The sequence below is a fragment of the Rossellomorea sp. SC111 genome, from assembly GCF_024733565.1.
GTDB lineage: Bacteria > Bacillota > Bacilli > Bacillales > Bacillaceae_B > Rossellomorea.
Genome location: NZ_JANIOC010000001.1, coordinates 189975 through 207407, shown reverse-complemented (window position 1 = coordinate 207407; position 17433 = coordinate 189975). Strand labels below are relative to the sequence as shown.

The window sequence follows — 17433 nt, the reverse complement described above, 5'->3', positions numbered from 1 at the left end:
TATGAAACCGTACATTATGGCAGGGACTGATTTCATAAGTGAACGCTTATGAAATCAGGCCCTTTGCTACTATAAAGAGAGAAAAACTTCTCCATTCTTGAGAACGATTTCAATTTGGGAGGCACACGTAAATGAATAAGAAAAAACGCAGATTGCTCATCCGGACCATTATTCTCATTGTGCTGACTTCTGCAGTTGCGTATACCCTTTATGCAAACTTTACGAAGGATGAAAGAGGAATGTTAAAGGAAGGCGACAAGGCACCTGACTTTGTCCTGACGGATATGGAAGGGAATACACACCGCCTTTCCGATTATGAAGGAAAAGGGGTCTTCTTGAACTTCTGGGGAACATGGTGCAAACCGTGTGAAAGGGAGATGCCTTATATGAACAATCAATTTAAGAAGTATCAGGTTCAAGGTGTCCAGATTTTAGCTGTCAATGTAGGGGAATCCGATTTTCTCATCAACCGATTCGTTTCAAAACATGGGTTAGAGTTCCCTATATTAGTAGACAAAGAAGAGGAAGTGCAGAATGCATACGGGATCGATCCACTCCCTACGACTTTTCTGATTAACCCTCAAGGAGAAATAGAAAAGATCATAACAGGGACGATGACAGAAAGCGATATCATTGAAGATTTAGAGAGCATCAAGCCATAAGGCAGTTCAACTTGATATAAGGAGTTTTAGCATGAAAGAGATTAAATGTGTATGCGGTCATGTGAATCCAAATGGTACCGTTCTCTGTGAATCCTGTGGACGGGCTTTAACGGAGGAAGCAAAGAATGAAGAGCTCCATGATATGCGGTACGAGGGGAGTGCTAGACGTTCCCAAACGTATAATAAATCGATCATAGATAAGGTTTGGAATTTCTTTTCATCTGTGAAAGTGGGCGTGTGGTTAATCGTCCTCACGCTCGTTGCTTCAGCAGTGGGAACGATATTGCCCCAGGAACAATATATTCCAAATGGTCAGCCTGCAGATGAATATTATCAAGATGTCTATGGTTTCTTCGGAGAACTATACTATACAGTAGGTTTCCATGATCTATACAGTTCATGGTGGTACTTGCTTCTAATTGCATCCATTGGGGTTTCCCTCGTCATATGCAGCCTGGACCGGGTGATTCCCCTCTATCGCGCCTTGAAGAACCAACGTGTATCAAGACATGTCGGCTTCTTGAAACGTCAAAGGATATATGGAAAAACGGACATGACCGAATATCATGAGCCCCTCGGCATAATAAAAGAAAAACTGACCCGGAAAAAATATAAAATCCGGGAAGAGGATGGAAATATCCTTGCAGAGAAGAACCGTTTTTCAAGATGGGGTCCCTATGTAAATCATATCGGTCTGATCATCTTCCTATTCGGAGGCATGCTTCGATTCGTTCCGGGGATGTACATCGACGAAACGGTGTGGATCCGCGAAGGAGAAACGAGAGCCGTTCCGGGTACGGACCAGGAGTATTACTTGGAAAACAAAGGATTCACCCTGGAAACATACGACAAGGATAAAGATAAAGAAGTATTCGGTGAAGCGATTGACAAAAATGGGACCATTGCGAAGAATTTCCAATCGGATGTGATCCTGTATAAGGAATCAGGAGATCGTGTACCCGGACAGAAGGCAGAACGCACGAAAGAACAGGAGGACTCCATTAAAGTAAACCATCCTCTTAAATTCGGGAATTTTGCCGTCTATCAAACAAGTTATAAATTAGATGAATTCAAATCCATGTCCTTTACCCTGGATAATAAAGAGTCGGGGAAAAGCTTCGGTAAATTCACCGTAGATTTATTCGATCCTCAAAATGCGTATACTTTTGAAGATGGGTATAGAGCAGAACTTATGGGATATTATCCGGATTTCTCCGGATTCAACGAACAGGGTGAACCGCAAACGAAATCTCCCCTTCCGAATAACCCTGCATTCCTATTTAAATTGTTCTCACCTGAAAAGCCCGACGGTGAAATCAGTTTTGTAGGAATCCGAAAAAACCTTGAGCCCTTAGGGGAAAATGACTATAAATTGTCATTTGCAGGGGTCGAGACGAGAGATGTATCCGCCTTGACCGTACATAAAGATCTTACCCTCTGGATTCTGGCTCTTGGAGGAGCAATCTTCATGATCGGTGTTATACAGGGTGCCTACTGGCATCACAGAAGGATTTGGATCAGGCGGAGTGATGAGGGGGATGGACTCATCGTAGCCGGTCACACGAACAAAAACTGGCATGGATTGAAAAAAGATATCAGCCTTGTATTGGAAGGCAGTGGAATCAATGAGCCTGTCGATCAACAACAAAAGGACGATGTAAGGAGGAATGAGGATGTCAACGACAACAATGGCGGAGTGGAGCAGTAATTTACTATACGTATCCTTCATCATGTACTTGATTGCTACTCTGTTTTTTGGCGGGAGTATCCGTCAAAAGAATACAACGGAAACGAACCAGAAGAAATGGGGCTTTATCGGGATTGCATTAACCCTTGTCGGATTTGCCTCTCAATTGGGGTACTTCTTTCTTAGATGGGGGGCTTCGGGACATGCACCGGTAAGTAATTTATTCGAATTTACCACCTTTTTCGGTATGATGCTTGTCGGAGCATTCATTATTCTATACTTTATGTACAAGACGACGATCCTTGGTGTCATAGCACTGCCATTCGCCCTTTTGGTGATTGCATACGCCAGCATGTTTCCAAAGGACATCAGTCCACTTATCCCTGCCCTTCAAAGTGATTGGTTGAAGATCCACGTCACGACCGTTTCGGCAGGGGAAGCGATTCTTTCCATCAGCTTCGTGGCAGGGCTGATCTACTTACTGAAATCAGTTCAGCATACAAAAGGCAGCAGGCAGTCATTCTGGCTTGAAACCGTGATGTATTCCTTGGTTGTCGTACTTGGGTTTGTTGTCGTATCGACGGCATTTACCCTTAGCCATTATGAAGCGAACTTTCAATATGTGAAGCAACAGGGAGAAGAGGCGATTTCAGAATACACCCTCCCTGCCCTGGTAGGACCGAATGAAGGTAAACTTGTAAGCGAAAACGTGATGGAGCCACTCGTAGAGATGCCCGCCCTCATCAATGCGAAGAAATTAAATACCGTGATCTGGTCATTTATGGTCGGGACAGTCATTTATCTTCTTCTTCGCTTGATCTTCAGAAAGCGGATCGCAGCTAAGATGCAGCCGCTCGTAAAGAATGTGAATCTCGACCTGATGGACGAAATCGGTTACCGTTCTGTCTTGATCGGCTTCCCGGTATTCACTCTTGGAGGACTCATCTTTGCCATGATCTGGGCACAGATCGCCTGGACACGCTTCTGGGGATGGGATCCTAAAGAGGTCTGGGCATTGATTACATTCTTATTCTATGCAGCCTTTCTCCACCTCCGCCTGTCTAAAGGCTGGCACGGCGAGAAATCGGCATGGCTTGCTGTTGTAGGGGTTGCGATCATTCTATTCAACCTTATAGCCGTTAATCTAATCATTGCTGGGTTACACTCATACGCTTGATCAATCGTAACGAAAGGAAGGAGCTGACAACCATGAGAATTCAATTCTCTTTCCAGTCAGCTTCTTTTTTTATACAAAATGTAGGATAATATAGTGTAAATATACAAAGGGGGATGTACCCATGGAGGAAAATATTCGCATTCTGGTTGTGGATGATGAAGATCGAATCAGAAGACTGCTAAAGATGTATTTGGAAAGGGAAAACTATGAAATTGATGAAGCCGAAAATGGAGAACAAGCGTTAGAAATGGCTCTCGATCAAAACTATGATTGCATTCTATTGGATATCATGATGCCTGGAATGGATGGAATCGAAGTGTGTCAGCACCTTCGGGAAAGCAAGGCGACTCCCGTCATCATGCTTACTGCCAAGGGTGAAGAAGTAAATAGAGTACAAGGTTTCGAGGTCGGGACCGACGACTATATCGTTAAGCCTTTCTCTCCCCGTGAAGTGGTTCTCAGGGTGAAGGCACTCTTACGGCGCTCCACAAAGTCAAGTTTCATTCAGACGGATGCAAAAGCAAAGGACCTGATCGTTTATCCCCATCTGACAATCGATAATGATGCCCACCGGGTATCGGCGGATGGAATCGATGTCAATTTGACCCCAAAAGAGTATGAGCTTTTATATTTCCTTGCGAAAGCTCCTGATAAAGTATTTGATCGTGAGCACCTCCTGAAGGAAGTATGGCATTATGAATTCTTCGGTGATCTCCGTACAGTGGATACCCATGTGAAACGATTAAGGGAAAAGCTGAACAAAGTGTCTGAAATGGCAGCTAAAATGATCGTGACCGTATGGGGAGTAGGCTATAAATTCGAGGTAACAAATGAATGAGGCTTTGGCGTAGTGTAGTAGGGAAACTGTGGGTGACCATCCTGCTTCTGGTTTCCTTTGTTTTATTTATTCTTACAATCTTATTGCTGGAGTTTTTTCAGAATTACCATGTGGGTGTAGTGGAGAAAGAGCTGACCCATACTGCTGAAAAAGTAGCCAGGGTCATCGAGAATCATAATGATCTGACCCTCGGAATGGAACTGGGGAAAGAAATCATCGATGAACCTGTGAATATCATCATTTCCCTGGATCAAAACCAGTCTTTATATTCTCAAGACTCGACGGTCTTTCAAAAGAAAATCCACCAGTATATCTCGAAAGATAAAAAGCTTCAGTCAGTCAAATCAAAGGAAATCACCGTAAAAAAAGAGGTCGAACTATCCAAGGAGTCGCCTAATCGGTATGAGAATGTGATCGTAGTCGGGACGCCACTACATATTAATGGGGAAGATGGGGCCGTTTATCTCTATCAGTCTCTTGGGGTAATCAAAGATACGACCCGACAAACCACCAAACTGATCCTGCTTGCGGCAGGGATTGCCATCATCCTTACGACCATCTTTGCCTTCTTCCTTTCCACGCGAATCACAGCACCTCTCCGGAAAATGAGGGAGGCAGCTTTCGAAGTGGCAAAGGGAAAGTTCGATACAAAGGTACCAATCCTGACGAAGGATGAAATCGGTGAACTTGCTACAGGATTCAATCAGATGGGCAGGCAGTTAAAGTTTCATATCAATGCACTCAGTCAGGAAAAAGAACAGCTTTCATCCATTCTCAGCAGTATGGCCGATGGTGTCATCACCTTTAATCGGGACGGTACCATCCTGATCACGAACCCTCCTGCAGATCGTTTCCTCCAACACTGGTATTACGAGCAAAGTGAAGAGGATGAAGAGGCAATCCCGACGACTGTAAGAGAGTTATTGCAAAGTGTGGTCGTAACTGAAATGGAACAGACTGATGAACTGAGTCTGCAAGGGCGTTCTTATGTAGTGATCGTGAGCCCCCTATATAATAATAACACCATCAGGGGAGCGGTGGCGGTGGTTCGTGATATGACAGAAGAACGGAGATTGGATAAGCTTCGGAAGGATTTCATCGCCAACGTCTCCCACGAACTGCGCACACCCATTTCCATGCTGCAAGGGTACAGTGAAGCGATCGTGGATGATATTGCAGGATCCGAAGAAGAGAAGAAAGAAATTGCCCGCATCATCTATGATGAATCGCTTCGCATGGGAAGGCTCGTCAATGATCTCCTGGATCTCGCCCGCATGGAAGCCGGGCATATCACCCTCAACAAGGATGTGATTGGAGTTATCCCTTTCACCGAAAGAGTGACAAATAAGTTCATCGGATTGGCCAAGGAAAAAAAGGTTTCCATCTGCTTTGAAAGTGATGTGGGATTGAATAAGGAGATTTCCATAGACCCCGATCGAATTGAACAAGTATTGACGAATCTCATCGATAATGCTTTGAGGCATACGCCAACGGGAGGGGAAGTGACGGTTTCCCTGACGGAAAAGAAAGGCGGATATCTGTTCCATGTCAGGGACACGGGCTCCGGCATACCTGAAGAAGATCTTCCCTTTGTATTCGAGCGTTTTTACAAAGCGGATAAAGCCAGAACAAGAGGGAAGTCGGGAACGGGTCTCGGCCTCGCCATCGCTAAGAATATCATTGAGTCCCATAAGGGGCATATCCAGGTGCAAAGCAAAGTCGATCAAGGGACAACCTTCACTTTCTTTCTCCCTATTTAGCCAATTATCGATCATCTCCATAGAAACATGACGATTTTTCTTGTTACATGGGAAACATTCTTTATTTTTTGCTCTATTTCAAAAAGGATGTTGAAATAGAGAAGATGGGCCAGCGGGGTGATTCTCTGCTGGCTTTTTCATGTCGTTTTCCAGTCAATATGGGTCTTTCCTTTTCACCTGAATAATACTATATTGATAGTGTGTAACTTTTTTACATAGTAAACGACTAATAATTTGACGGGGAGGGAATAAAGTGAACTCCGTTTTTGAGAAATTATACTCTGCTTATCATCAGGAAGTATTTCAATTCCTCATATACATGGTACAGAATAAACAGCAGGCTGAAGACCTAGCTCAAGAAGTCTATATACGGGTGCTTAAATCTCATGAGAACTTCGAAGGGAAAAGCTCCGAAAAGACCTGGCTCTTTTCCATTGCGAAAAATGTAGCCATTGATCATTTCAGAAAACAAAAAAACTGGAAAAACCGTATTCTGGATAAATTCGATTGGAGCCGCAATGAAGTAACAGACAACGGGGCACTTCCCGAAGAGATCGCCGTTGCCAATGAAGAGATCCAGGTGTTGTATGAATGCTTAAAATACTGCACAACGGACTTTCGAATGGTCATCATCATGCGTTACTTACAGGAACTTTCAATCACCGAAACCAGAGAGGTGCTTGGCTGGTCAGAAAGCAAAGTGAAGACGACCCAGCATAGGGCCATCAAATGGTTGAGGATTGAAATGAATCAACGGCTCCCAAAGGAGGAAAGAGACATTGAACCAATCAGAATGGAAAGATCGTGATATCGAGGACCTCATCAAAAATCTTCCTCAAATCAAAGATGATCGAACTTCTCAATCTATTCTTGCACGTATGGAACGACAAAAAAAGAAGCGTCAGGCTTCATATAAACAGTTCATACCTGCAGTTGCTGCACTTGCCGCCATCTTTATTATGGTTCTGCTGGCACCTACCGTTCTAAATCAACTCACTGAAACGAGCATGGAGAAGTCCGAATCGAGTACAGCGGATTCTTCGGGAAGCTCAAAAGATAAGGTCGAAATGGCTCCCGAAAAGAAAGAATCAGACATTTCGCCTGAATCAAGTGAAAATCAGAAAGTCGCTGGGATGGAAGAAAATCAAAAAGAAAACAACAAGCTGACAATGTCTGAAGACCTACAAGAATCCAAAGAAAGGCTTTCTCTTTATGAAGAAGACATAAAGGGAAAGGAATTTTATAACTTCGGACTTGTTTCCCCGGATGCCGTACCCATACCTGTATCGGTTGTGGAAAATCAGAAAGCTGAAGACTGGTTAACAAGACATGAGAAAATTGCAGGGAGGCTGCCTGAAACGGACTGGGGACTTGAAGACTATCTTCCTTTGAATGGAGACGTGTCTTTCGACAAAAATAAGGTCATTTTCACTCTTCGTTCTGATCACTCTTACAGTGGCAGCAGTGCAGTCGAATACGCTTTTTATCACTCTCTTCAATATTCATTCCAACATAAGGGGTTAGAAGAGGTCGTACTGAGAAATCATGACGGTTCTGTCCCTAAATTCAGTTCAGCCGGAGAATTCTCAAAGATTGATTTGAATGAAAAAGTAAACAACGCTTACTATCTATACTCCTCTAATGGAAAGGACCGCTTCCTTGTTCCCGATAATATTGACAGGGGAGGTGTCAAGGAGTCGATCGCAGCGATGAAAAGTGCAGAGACGGGCCTTTTTCAAAGTGTGATCCCGAAGGACATCAATTTTAATGTATCGGAAAGAGATGGAATTGTAACGATCAGTTTTTTAAATGAATTGGATTTGAGCTCCTTAAACGAACAGACCGCACAGGAGATGATAGAAGGGATATTACTGACTAGCAGGAGTTCTGGATATGAGAATGCCCGGTTTGAAAACATCAAACCGGAAAGCTGGAACGGTTTCGACTTCACAGGACCCATCAAGACACCGATCAGCCCGAATAAAAAGAGCTTAGTAAATTAAATAACGTGCATAAGACCAGAAACGGATTTTCCCTCCGGTTCTGGTCTTTCCTATTTTTTAGCTATGAAACGAATATTTATCTCATACACAGACAAACTACTCAAAGGAAAAATATCTCAATATGTTTGCCGGTGCATGGAATGAGGGGGAAAAGGTTAGAATGGTGTAATACATATAGAAGTCGCGGCACGTCTGTCAATAAGAGCGAAGGAGGACAAGCATGATTTTCGATTATGCAAGAAGGCTTTTCATCGTTTTTCTTTTAACGTTACTTGTATTCATGATGTTCTTAACCGGTAATGTGGTGAAAGCAGAAGGGGACAAGGTGTCAGGGGACACAGCGTCCTGGACATTCCCCGTAAAAGGCATGATAACAGATTCATATGGTACAAGGTCGGGTTCTCACAAAGGAATGGATATCGGAGGGGAAATCGGGTCGCCTGTGTATTCTGTGGCTAAAGGAAAAGTGATCAAATCTTATCTTTCAGAGAGCTACGGTCATGTTGTATTTGTGAGGCATGAAAATGGATATGAAACCGTTTATGCCCACCTAGAAAGCAGGATTGTGGATGAAAATCAGGAAGTGGTACAAGGTCAACAGCTTGGACGATTAGGAAATACGGGAAGATCGACGGGGGCCCATCTTCATTTTGAAGTACATAGGGGGGAGTGGACGATTGATAAAGAAAATGCAATCGATCCATATCGTGTATTCGGTCATGGGGAAGTCGGGCAGCTTGTATTTGCCAAAGAGCAGGATCCTTACCAGGCAGTCGGTGTGGCAGGGAATCCAGAATCGCCTCCTGAGGAAAGTGTGGCGGAGGGGGTGCATATCGTACTTCAAGGAGAGACCCTTTGGGGGATATCCCGTCAATACGATTTGTCAGTTGAAGATATAATGCAGGAAAATGCATTGAAGAGCTCCGAGTTAATGATCAATCAGAGATTGATGATTCCCGGATCATCCCCTAAAGGGCAATACGTAGTGAAGCAAGGGGACACACTGTATTCCATCTCAAGGGCACAGGGGATCGATATGAATGAATTGGTCTCGAGGAATGACTTGAACCCGGCATCGTCGATATATCCGCATCAGGTGCTAATGGTGGATTGATGAGGTCATGAGCAACGCGAAAAAGGAGTGCACATATTTAGTTCGAATTCGAACTGTTTTTCTTCACATAACGATTAACATTATGTATAATGAGAATGTATAAAAAAATAAAGATTCGTCTTCGGGGCAGGGTGAAATTCCCTACCGGCGGTGATGAAACCACGTGTTTCTAAGCCCGCGAGCCTTTTGGGGCAGGATTTGGTGCGATTCCAAAGCCGACAGTATAGTCTGGATGGGAGAAGATGAAGGTGATTGCCACAACGTTTAGAAAATGGGAAGCTAAACGTTTATTAGGGTATGCCTTTCATTCTCCGGGATATGTATATCCGGGAGTTTTTTAATGCTACCTTTGGCTTGAACCGTCTTCGAAATGAGATGAATCTCCTAAAGGAGAGAGAGTTATGAAAAAAATGAATACGCGCATGTTTGTCACAGTTGGTATGTTAAGTGCCATATCGTATGTACTAATGTTATTCAACTTCCCAATTCCACCATTTCCAAAGTTTCTAATGGTTGATTTCAGTGATGTACCTGCATTAATTGCGACGGTCACACTGGGACCACTTGCAGGAATATTGGTCGAACTGTTTAAAAACGTGATCGATTATGTCATGACCGGAAGCGACACAGGTGTTCCGATTGGTCATGCGGCCAATTTTATTGCGGGAGTCCTGCTGATTTTGCCAACGTATTATATCTATTCACGTTTCCAATCGAAAAAAGGTTTGCTGGTCGGACTGATCACAGGTACCGTCGTCATGAGTATCAGCATGGGGATCCTGAATTATTTCGTGTTCCTGCCTGCTTATAAATACTTTATGAACTTTGAGCTTCCTTCTGAAATTATCATTACCGGAATCGTCCCATTCAACATCCTGAAAGGGATTTTGGTTACATCCGTATTTACCTTACTTTTTGTCCGCCTTCAAGGCTGGTTATCAAGGCAAGTGGCCTTAAACAAAGCGGGATAATGATTATATAAAATGAACCCCTCAACCATATTGAGGGGTTTTTCAATTGATACATGAAAAAAGCTAAGAAGAATAGATCTTCTTAGCCCTCATGCTTGCTATTCAAATTTCAGTGCATCTCCGTCGAATGGTTCGTCAGATACTTTAATGGAATCTGTCGGGCAACCTTCGAATGCATCGATCATATCATCTTCCAATACGTCAGGAACTTCTACCGTTCCCTGGTTATCATCTAATGTTACAAATGCAATACCTTCATCATCGTAATCGTAAATATCTGGAGCGGCAGCCCCGCAAGCTCCACATGCAATGCATGTATCCTTGTCAACGATCGTATATTTTGGCAAAGAAAAAACCTCCCGAATAAATAATTCTATATAATTCATCATTATACACAATGTCAACTTGTGAAAATCACTTAATGTTTATTTTATAGAGGATTGAATGACTTTTCAATAGTTAGGTGCTTTCTTTTTATTTTTATCCTATATAAGAAAAACAAAACATGGTGAAAAGCCAATTTCATGGTACAATATTTGACAATAACCTACATATTAAGGAGTAGAGAATTGACCTATCTTAATTATGTGATCCTATATTGTTTTTTGCAAATTAGTGGAGAACGCTCCGTTTACTCGGTATTTCATATTTTAAAAGGGAAGAAGTCTTCCCAATCCATTCAGGATGCACATATTTTTCATCTGCAACCATTTTTCCTTTCATTACCTAAGTTGAAGCGGCCATACTTCAATCAAAAGGTTAAGGAATTGGAACAAGCAGGATGGATCACTTTTGGTGAAAGCGATAATGCCCACGTGTCAGTTGAGGGAACAAAAGCCGTGAAAGAACAGTTTCTGGGTGAGGCTTTCCCTTCGGATATGAACGGACTCATCTATGGTGATCAAACCCGTCTATTCTGGATGAGATTGAGCCTACTGATTCAAGTGCTTTCCAATGCCAAACAGCAGGAAACCCTTTATTACCCGGTTCAGCGGAACAAACTTATTCAAGAATGGGTAAAGGATTGTATCAGGACCAATCAGAATCGTGACCATCTTTCGTCCCTGCTGTTTAAAGAGCTGACCACTCTGTTGAATGCTCAAAGGAATGATCCTTCTTTATTGGTTTATCGATTAACCGGATATCGCGACTACGGGTATACGGAATTTCAGGTGGCAGAGAAAATAGGACTGGACCCGGAAGAGTGCAGATTCAGCTTCCTGAATTTGCTCCACGGGATGCTGACAGAAATAGAAAAGGACCCTAAAGGCTATCCTTTATTATATTCCATCAGCTTGAAAAGTGAACACAGACAGAACCTGACCATATCGACCAGCAAAACGTACGACTTGTATAAGAGGGGGCATTCCCTTGAAGAAATAGCCCGGATCCGTAAATTGAAACTCAATACCATTGAAGACCATGTCATCGAGTTGATCTTAACAGAAGAAGATTTAGCCATTGATCCCTTCATTACCAGTGAAGAATACGTGAACGTACTGAAAGTGATGAAGGAAGCCCAAACGAAAAGACTTAGGACCATTAAGGAAAAGCTACCTCATTTGACCTATTTTCAAATCCGGGTGGCAATCGCAAAGGCAGGTGAAACACGTGAATTTGCAACGAGAACTTAAAGAAAGATTCGGCTACTCTTCCTTTAGGGAAGGGCAGGAAGAAATCATCCATTCCGTACTGAATCGAAAGGATACGGTTGCTATGCTTCCGACAGGAACAGGGAAGTCGCTGTGTTATCAACTGCCTGGATATCTGATGGATGGGCATGTGTTGATTATTTCCCCCCTGCTCTCTTTAATGCAGGATCAAGTGGAGCAGATGAAAGTGATGGGGGAAAAGCGGGTCATCGCACTGAATTCTTTTTTACCTTATATGGAAAGAAGAGAGGCTTTGGAACGATTACATGAGTATAAGTTCATCTTCATTTCCCCTGAAATGTTAATGAATCGAGGGGTCATATCCTCCCTGCAATCCTTGGATATTTCTCTATATGTGATTGATGAAGCTCACTGTATATCTCAGTGGGGGCCTGATTTCAGGCCGGATTACCTAAAGCTCGGTGAACTGAAGGAACTGCTCCGAAATCCGACCACCCTTGCATTGACGGCAACGGCGACAAAGGAAGTCAGGGAAGACATCAAGCAGGTGCTTCAAATGAATCATGCTGTTGAAATGGTCTACTCAGTCGATCGTGGAAATATTGGATTATTTGTTAAGAGGGTATCCGGTCAAAATGAAAAGCTAAATACATTGTTAGAATGTGTGAGAGCGTGGGGTGGTCCGGGGGTAGTGTATTTCTCCAGTAAACGGATGGCAGAAGAAGTTGCCCTCTGGCTTTCAGAGAAAGGTGTGTCAGGGGTTGCCCACTACCACGGGGGAATGGAGCAAGAGGAGCGGATCTTAATTCAGCAGCAATTCCTTTCGGGAAAACTGAGAATGATCTGTGCAACCTCAGCGTTCGGTATGGGAGTGAATAAAGAAAATATCCGTTTCGTCATTCACTTTCATTTTCCTTCCAGCATCGAAGCGTTTTTACAGGAAATTGGACGGGCGGGCCGTGATGGAGAGAGCAGTATTTCTGTCGTGTTATACTCTGAACAGGATCTTTCCTTGCCCTTACAGCTCATTGAAAGCGAGCTGCCCGAAGATGTTCAAATTAGAGGTTTTATTGACAAAAGCAGAAAGGGTCAGTCGAAGGAGCTAATTGAACAACTGCAGCTTACGGAGGTGCAGTACCGATTCCTGACGTATTACACAGATGAGTTGACTCGGGGAATGCCATTTGATCAAGATAGATTACTAGAAAAAGTGAAACAAATCCGTGACAATCGTTTACAATACAAAAAGGAGAAGCTGTACTCCATGATCAACTGGCTGCAGGCAGTTACGTGCAGACGGGAGAAGTTGCTCCATTATTTCAATGAGAATATGAATGTGGACCATCCATTTTGCTGTGATATATGCGGCGATTTACTCGATGATTTCAAGACTAAACCTTTCGCGTTAAACGCACAAGATTCCGGCGACATAAACTGGGAGAAAAGGTTAGAAAATTTATTATTAGGATAAGTGGTAACAATGCAGAAACAAGGGGATATCATTCAACAGCTTACTAAGAAACAGTTAACTTTTCATTTGTATTTTACTCAAATTTTACTATTAACGATTGCCAGTGCATTAGGTATATTTTTATTTGACACAACATCTGATTTCTGGAAACAGCTCAGGTTTTCCCCCGACATATTGACGGTCGGGATGACGAGCGGTCTCCTGATCGTCATGATCGATATTCTTCTGATGAAGGTGTTACCCGCTAAATACTATGATGATGGCGGGGTCAATGCACAGATATTCACTAATAGAAGCATGGGAGAAATTGCCCTTCTGGCTTTTTTTATCAGTGTAAGTGAAGAGGTATTATTCAGGGGTGTGCTTCAATTTCATTTTGGACTGGTCATCTCAAGTATTATTTTCGCACTCATTCATTTCAGGTATTGGGCTCACTGGTTTTTAATCATCAATATAATACTGCTCAGCTTTTGGATCGGTTTCATTTATGAGTTCACAGATAATTTATTGGTTACAATCATCATGCACTTTGTCATCGATTTTTTACTCGGGTTATACATGCGTAAGAATGGAAGACAAAGACGTAAAGAAGGGATGTCACATGAGTAAAGACCCATATCGAGATCAGGCAGCGAAAAAGAAGATAAAAATTGAACGAGTCCCTGAGGAACCACCCGCCAAAAAAAGGGAACCGCTTCCCCCAAGAAGTGAGCTTCATAGAGATAAACATAAGAAGAACAAATGGAAGATGAAATATCCATTGATTAGTATGCTGCTTTTATTTTTTATTTTATTGCCTCTGACTGTTTTTGGCCTATACTCTTTTTTCGACCACAGAAATGGTCCCCTGGTGGTCATGTCGGAAGATGTAGATGACGTGGTTGAAGTCCGTTATGATCAATCTGAAAATGAAAAAGAAGGAAGCGAGGCGGCCGCGGACCCTAAAACGGAAGAAGATCCTCCTGAAACGGAACAGAAAAATGCATCATCGAAAGAGTCCGCTTCCTCTACTGGAGAGAAGAATCAACAAGCCTCGGCACCACCACCTAAAGAAACGGTAGAAAAGCCTAAGGAACAGATTAAAAAAGAAACAAAAGAAGAACCACAAGAAACAAAGAAAGAAGAACCAAAGGTCAAGGTGGTATATCATACGGTTAAGCCACAGGAAACCTTGTATCGGATTGCCATGAATTACTACCATTCCCCATCAGGCGTTGATCGGATCAAAGAATGGAATAAGATTCAGGATACCGACATTCAAACAGGCCAAGTGTTGGAAATCCCGTTAGATCAGTAAAACACCCGCCCCATCATATGGGGATGGGTGTTTTTTTGTAGGTGGTTTACAATTATTTGCAACAGTCGCAAATAGAATTTACATGGAATTAGTAGAAGCATTACATACCGGAAATATAATGGAACTGACATACCAGTACAGGGAAGGGAGTCGATGATATGAACAATATGATGACGCGCTTTCGTCACGCAGATGATAAGTTGTTTTACAGGATCAATGGTAGTAAGGAGCTGTATCGTTCATTCTTTGGATATGTAACTCATTTAGGCGGGGCGAGGGTTACAGTAGGATCCATCCTAATCCTGTTTATCCTGTGTCAGCGTTATATCTGGCTCACGGACACGGTCAGTGCGGCAGCGGTTTCTCTATTCGTAAGCCACATCCTGATGATGTTGCTAAAAAAGGGTGTTAAAAGAATACGTCCTTATATGACACTGCCGGGTGCCATCATCCACGGCTATCAATTCAAGGATCACTCATTTCCGTCAGGCCATTCAACGGCTATTTTCTCCATCACCATTCCCTTTATGATCCACTACCCGGTCACGATGCTCGTTCTGTTCCCGTTGAGCTGTCTCGTTGGGTATTCGAGAGTTGTCCTCGGTGTACATTATCCTTCAGATATATTGGCAGGCGGGTTTCTTGCATTTGCCACGACAATGATGGTGATCTTGTTTATCTGAGGAACTTACCGAAAGCTACGATTGCAAGTAAACTCGGAAAGGGGAAAGGGTAATGAGAGTAGCGCTTTTTTCTGATACGTTTTATCCGCAAGTAAATGGAGTAGCAAGGACGTTAAAAAGGCAGACGGATCATTATGAAAAAAGAAGGATTGAATACAAAGTGTTTGTACCGGACCTGCAGGATAAAAAGGAGAATTATCCTAATGTGCACTCTTTCACGAGTTTTCCCTTCTTTCTTTATCCTGAATGCCGGACCGCCATAGCAAATCCAAAGACAATCCGAAAGCAGCTGATGGATTTCTCTCCCACGCTGATTCATGTAACCACACCCCTGACGATGGGGCTTTATGGAATCCGTGAAGCAAAGAAATTGGATCTCCCCCTGGTTGCCTCTTATCATACCCATTTTGATGTGTACTTGAACTATTACAAAATGATGTGGGCAGCCCCGCTACTGTGGAAATATATGAAATGGTTTTATTCACATGCAGACCGAATCCTCGTCCCTTCTGAGGAAACGAGGCTTCATCTGATGAAACAGGGCTTTACCGACTTGTCCATATGGGGGAGGGGGGTCGATTGTACGACCTACTCACCCAAGAAGAGAAATTCCTCCCTTAGGGAAAAATACAAGATTGAGAAGAAATATATCCTCCTTTATGTAGGGAGGCTTGCACCCGAGAAGGACTTGGATACACTGGAAAAAACGATCAAACACCTTCCTATGGAGATGAAAGATCAAGTCCAATGGATCATCGTGGGCGACGGACCGCTGAAGAAAGAGCTTATGGATAAAACGCGGGGTGAAAACGTCATCTTCACAGGTTATCTGACAGGGGAAGAACTTGCAGAAACGTATGCATCCTCGGATCTGTTTGTATTTCCTTCAGCTTCTGAGACATTTGGGAATGTGGTACTGGAAGCATTGGCATCAGGGTTGCCTGCGATAGTCGCAGACAGGGGGGGAGTGACGAATATCGTCGAGCATAATCATACAGGAAGAATAGCGGAAGCTCATCGATACCAGTCCTTCATTCACCAAATCATCGAATTGCTGGATGAAGACCGACTGATATACATGAAACGAAAAGCACTTCAAAAGGCTGAAAAACAATCCTGGGATGCTATCTTTGAAGGCCTTATAAATGAATTCAGGGAAGTGAGCTCCTTCCCTACACAAACTCAACGGTACGGCTCATAAAATTATTCATGAAGGATCCTCATCGGGGATCCTATTTTAGGTGCTGATTCTATCTCCCAGGACATGCTCATAGACTATAGGGAGGGGAGGAGTGGATAAGGATGGACCGGGGAGGAAAGGAATTTGGGGAGTGGACAGATCAGGCAACGGAGCAAATGCTCTATAACCTGATTGAAAAAAAACAAACATTTGATAGAGCGAAGGCAATTCACCTATATACATTATGGGGGACGATGTTTGCATCCTTCTTTTTTCTGTATTATTTGACGAAATTCGTGTTTGGCCCTTATTCATACTCGTTTGCTGCGATGTTCTCCATCTTTGTGTCAGATTCCATTCATTTATTCATGGCTTTGTTTCTGGTAGTACTACTCGGAGCAGCAAAAATATTATATGAAAAAAAGGAAAAAAAAGAAAAAGAATTTCATGCATTAAGATGCGAAGTCATCGATCGCAGTAAAGATTTATGGAAAGAAGATGCATGGAAAAAAAGGCACCATGTATACGATAAGATGAAAAAGGAATGGGATATCAATCTGTTTCATGGCAGTAAATGAGAATCCAGTGCTTCATGGAAGCACTGGAGTGAATGATGACAGGAATGCACTTATCTCACACTTGCCATGGCCACGGTGCATCTTTCCAATCCCACGGGTAATTGGAGTAGCTGTACCCATAATGGGTCAGGGGACCAAACTCCCTTTCAAACTTCTTTTTAATTTGTTTTCGCGTTTTTACATACATATTATACTGTGAGATGGCTTCATAGTCTTCCGGGTGGGTATCAAGGTACAGAGTGAGATCGACAATGACGAAATCGATCGCCTGCAGTTCTTCCAACACTTTATAATAATGGGCGGGAAGCTCTTTCATATGGGATCATTCTCCCTTCATTTTTTCGCAGTGATTAGTAATACGGATATGATGTATTAAATTCCTGCATACCAACTCCTCCT

The 17433-nt window shown here is 42.9% G+C and carries 18 protein-coding genes and 1 riboswitch; of the genes, 16 read left to right on the top strand and 2 right to left on the bottom strand.

The annotated features are described in order from the left end of the window. The first annotated feature begins 131 nt into the window (after nucleotides 1–131). The 9 genes from resA to NQ095_RS01095 all read left to right on the top strand — a co-directional run bounded on the left by resA (nucleotide 132) and on the right by NQ095_RS01095 (nucleotide 10212). A complete protein-coding gene (resA, locus tag NQ095_RS01135) occupies nucleotides 132–662 on the top strand; it encodes a thiol-disulfide oxidoreductase ResA (protein WP_258261683.1) in 531 nt (176 codons plus the stop codon). Nucleotides 663–693: 31 nt separating this feature from the next. After that, nucleotides 694–2370, top strand: coding sequence for a cytochrome c biogenesis protein ResB (gene resB / locus NQ095_RS01130; protein WP_258261682.1), 1677 nt, complete (start codon nucleotides 694–696; stop codon nucleotides 2368–2370). Beyond that, nucleotides 2351–3526, top strand: a complete 1176-nt coding sequence (gene ccsB, locus NQ095_RS01125; protein ID WP_258261840.1) for a c-type cytochrome biogenesis protein CcsB — start codon at nucleotides 2351–2353, stop codon at nucleotides 3524–3526. Before resB ends, ccsB begins: the two co-directional genes overlap by 20 nt. Before the next feature lie 121 nt (nucleotides 3527–3647). Further along, nucleotides 3648–4364 (top strand): response regulator transcription factor, encoded by a 717-nt coding sequence (locus NQ095_RS01120; protein WP_258261681.1) that lies wholly within the window; start codon nucleotides 3648–3650, stop codon nucleotides 4362–4364. Beyond that, a complete protein-coding gene (locus NQ095_RS01115) occupies nucleotides 4361–6124 on the top strand; it encodes a cell wall metabolism sensor histidine kinase WalK (RefSeq protein WP_258261680.1) in 1764 nt (587 codons plus the stop codon). Before NQ095_RS01120 ends, NQ095_RS01115 begins: the two co-directional genes overlap by 4 nt. Nucleotides 6125–6377: 253 nt before the next feature. Further along, the gene (sigX, locus tag NQ095_RS01110; protein ID WP_258261679.1) at nucleotides 6378–6932 is read left to right on the top strand and encodes an RNA polymerase sigma factor SigX; all 555 of its coding nucleotides are present in this window, start codon (nucleotides 6378–6380) and stop codon (nucleotides 6930–6932) included. Beyond that, a complete protein-coding gene (locus NQ095_RS01105) occupies nucleotides 6904–8127 on the top strand; it encodes a hypothetical protein (protein WP_258261678.1) in 1224 nt (407 codons plus the stop codon). The genes sigX and NQ095_RS01105 overlap by 29 nt, the downstream gene beginning before the upstream one ends. 220 nt (nucleotides 8128–8347) lie before the next feature. Then, nucleotides 8348–9241 carry a M23 family metallopeptidase gene (locus tag NQ095_RS01100; RefSeq protein ID WP_258261677.1) on the top strand — a complete coding sequence of 298 codons (894 nt, stop codon included), beginning with the start codon at nucleotides 8348–8350 and terminating at the stop codon, nucleotides 9239–9241. A gap of 113 nt (nucleotides 9242–9354) precedes the next feature. Beyond that, nucleotides 9355–9489: riboswitch (FMN riboswitch) on the top strand. 153 nt (nucleotides 9490–9642) lie between these two features. Then, on the top strand, nucleotides 9643–10212 hold the full coding sequence (locus tag NQ095_RS01095) for an ECF transporter S component (protein ID WP_258261676.1): 570 nt from the start codon (nucleotides 9643–9645) through the stop codon (nucleotides 10210–10212). 98 nt (nucleotides 10213–10310) lie between these two features. On the opposite strand, the gene NQ095_RS01090 is transcribed toward NQ095_RS01095, so the two are convergent. Beyond that, nucleotides 10311–10559: a ferredoxin gene (locus NQ095_RS01090; protein ID WP_034758261.1), complete on the bottom strand. Its 249-nt coding sequence runs from the start codon at nucleotides 10557–10559 to the stop codon at nucleotides 10311–10313. A 222-nt stretch (nucleotides 10560–10781) separates the two neighbouring features. Between NQ095_RS01090 and NQ095_RS01085 the strand changes: the two genes are divergently transcribed. The 7 genes from NQ095_RS01085 (at nucleotide 10782) to NQ095_RS01055 (ending at nucleotide 17034) form a co-directional block, all read left to right on the top strand. Next, the gene (locus tag NQ095_RS01085) at nucleotides 10782–11846 is read left to right on the top strand and encodes a YpbB family protein (protein WP_258261675.1); all 1065 of its coding nucleotides are present in this window, start codon (nucleotides 10782–10784) and stop codon (nucleotides 11844–11846) included. Beyond that, entirely contained in the window at nucleotides 11824–13296 is a 1473-nt protein-coding gene (locus NQ095_RS01080; protein ID WP_258261674.1) for a RecQ family ATP-dependent DNA helicase, read from the top strand. Before NQ095_RS01085 ends, NQ095_RS01080 begins: the two co-directional genes overlap by 23 nt. Nucleotides 13297–13305: 9 nt before the next feature. Then, the gene (locus NQ095_RS01075) at nucleotides 13306–13905 is read left to right on the top strand and encodes a CPBP family intramembrane glutamic endopeptidase (protein WP_258261673.1); all 600 of its coding nucleotides are present in this window, start codon (nucleotides 13306–13308) and stop codon (nucleotides 13903–13905) included. Further along, nucleotides 13898–14593 (top strand): LysM peptidoglycan-binding domain-containing protein, encoded by a 696-nt coding sequence (locus NQ095_RS01070; RefSeq protein ID WP_258261672.1) that lies wholly within the window; start codon nucleotides 13898–13900, stop codon nucleotides 14591–14593. Before NQ095_RS01075 ends, NQ095_RS01070 begins: the two co-directional genes overlap by 8 nt. 158 nt (nucleotides 14594–14751) lie before the next feature. Further along, entirely contained in the window at nucleotides 14752–15276 is a 525-nt protein-coding gene (locus tag NQ095_RS01065) for a phosphatase PAP2 family protein (protein ID WP_258261671.1), read from the top strand. A gap of 52 nt (nucleotides 15277–15328) precedes the next feature. Next, nucleotides 15329–16477 carry a glycosyltransferase family 4 protein gene (locus tag NQ095_RS01060; RefSeq protein ID WP_258261670.1) on the top strand — a complete coding sequence of 383 codons (1149 nt, stop codon included), beginning with the start codon at nucleotides 15329–15331 and terminating at the stop codon, nucleotides 16475–16477. 101 nt (nucleotides 16478–16578) lie between these two features. Further along, nucleotides 16579–17034, top strand: coding sequence for a YpbF family protein (locus NQ095_RS01055; RefSeq protein WP_258261669.1), 456 nt, complete (start codon nucleotides 16579–16581; stop codon nucleotides 17032–17034). A gap of 55 nt (nucleotides 17035–17089) precedes the next feature. Here the strand turns inward: NQ095_RS01055 and NQ095_RS01050 are convergent, their stop codons facing one another. Then, nucleotides 17090–17350, bottom strand: a complete 261-nt coding sequence (locus tag NQ095_RS01050) for a spore coat protein CotJB (protein ID WP_258261668.1) — start codon at nucleotides 17348–17350, stop codon at nucleotides 17090–17092. Nucleotides 17351–17433: the final 83 nt, after the last annotated feature.

Coding starts and splice junctions, on each gene's coding strand:
- NQ095_RS01050 (WP_258261668.1), bottom strand. CDS start 17,350: ATGAAAGAGCTTCCCGCCCATTATTATAAAGTGTTGGAAGAACTGCAG.
- NQ095_RS01065 (WP_258261671.1), top strand. CDS start 14,752: ATGAACAATATGATGACGCGCTTTCGTCACGCAGATGATAAGTTGTTT.
- resB (WP_258261682.1), top strand. CDS start 694: ATGAAAGAGATTAAATGTGTATGCGGTCATGTGAATCCAAATGGTACC.
- NQ095_RS01055 (WP_258261669.1), top strand. CDS start 16,579: ATGGACCGGGGAGGAAAGGAATTTGGGGAGTGGACAGATCAGGCAACG.
- NQ095_RS01060 (WP_258261670.1), top strand. CDS start 15,329: ATGAGAGTAGCGCTTTTTTCTGATACGTTTTATCCGCAAGTAAATGGA.
- ccsB (WP_258261840.1), top strand. CDS start 2,351: ATGGCGGAGTGGAGCAGTAATTTACTATACGTATCCTTCATCATGTAC.
- NQ095_RS01100 (WP_258261677.1), top strand. CDS start 8,348: ATGATTTTCGATTATGCAAGAAGGCTTTTCATCGTTTTTCTTTTAACG.
- NQ095_RS01095 (WP_258261676.1), top strand. CDS start 9,643: ATGAAAAAAATGAATACGCGCATGTTTGTCACAGTTGGTATGTTAAGT.
- NQ095_RS01075 (WP_258261673.1), top strand. CDS start 13,306: ATGCAGAAACAAGGGGATATCATTCAACAGCTTACTAAGAAACAGTTA.
- NQ095_RS01070 (WP_258261672.1), top strand. CDS start 13,898: ATGAGTAAAGACCCATATCGAGATCAGGCAGCGAAAAAGAAGATAAAA.
- resA (WP_258261683.1), top strand. CDS start 132: ATGAATAAGAAAAAACGCAGATTGCTCATCCGGACCATTATTCTCATT.
- NQ095_RS01115 (WP_258261680.1), top strand. CDS start 4,361: ATGAGGCTTTGGCGTAGTGTAGTAGGGAAACTGTGGGTGACCATCCTG.
- NQ095_RS01120 (WP_258261681.1), top strand. CDS start 3,648: ATGGAGGAAAATATTCGCATTCTGGTTGTGGATGATGAAGATCGAATC.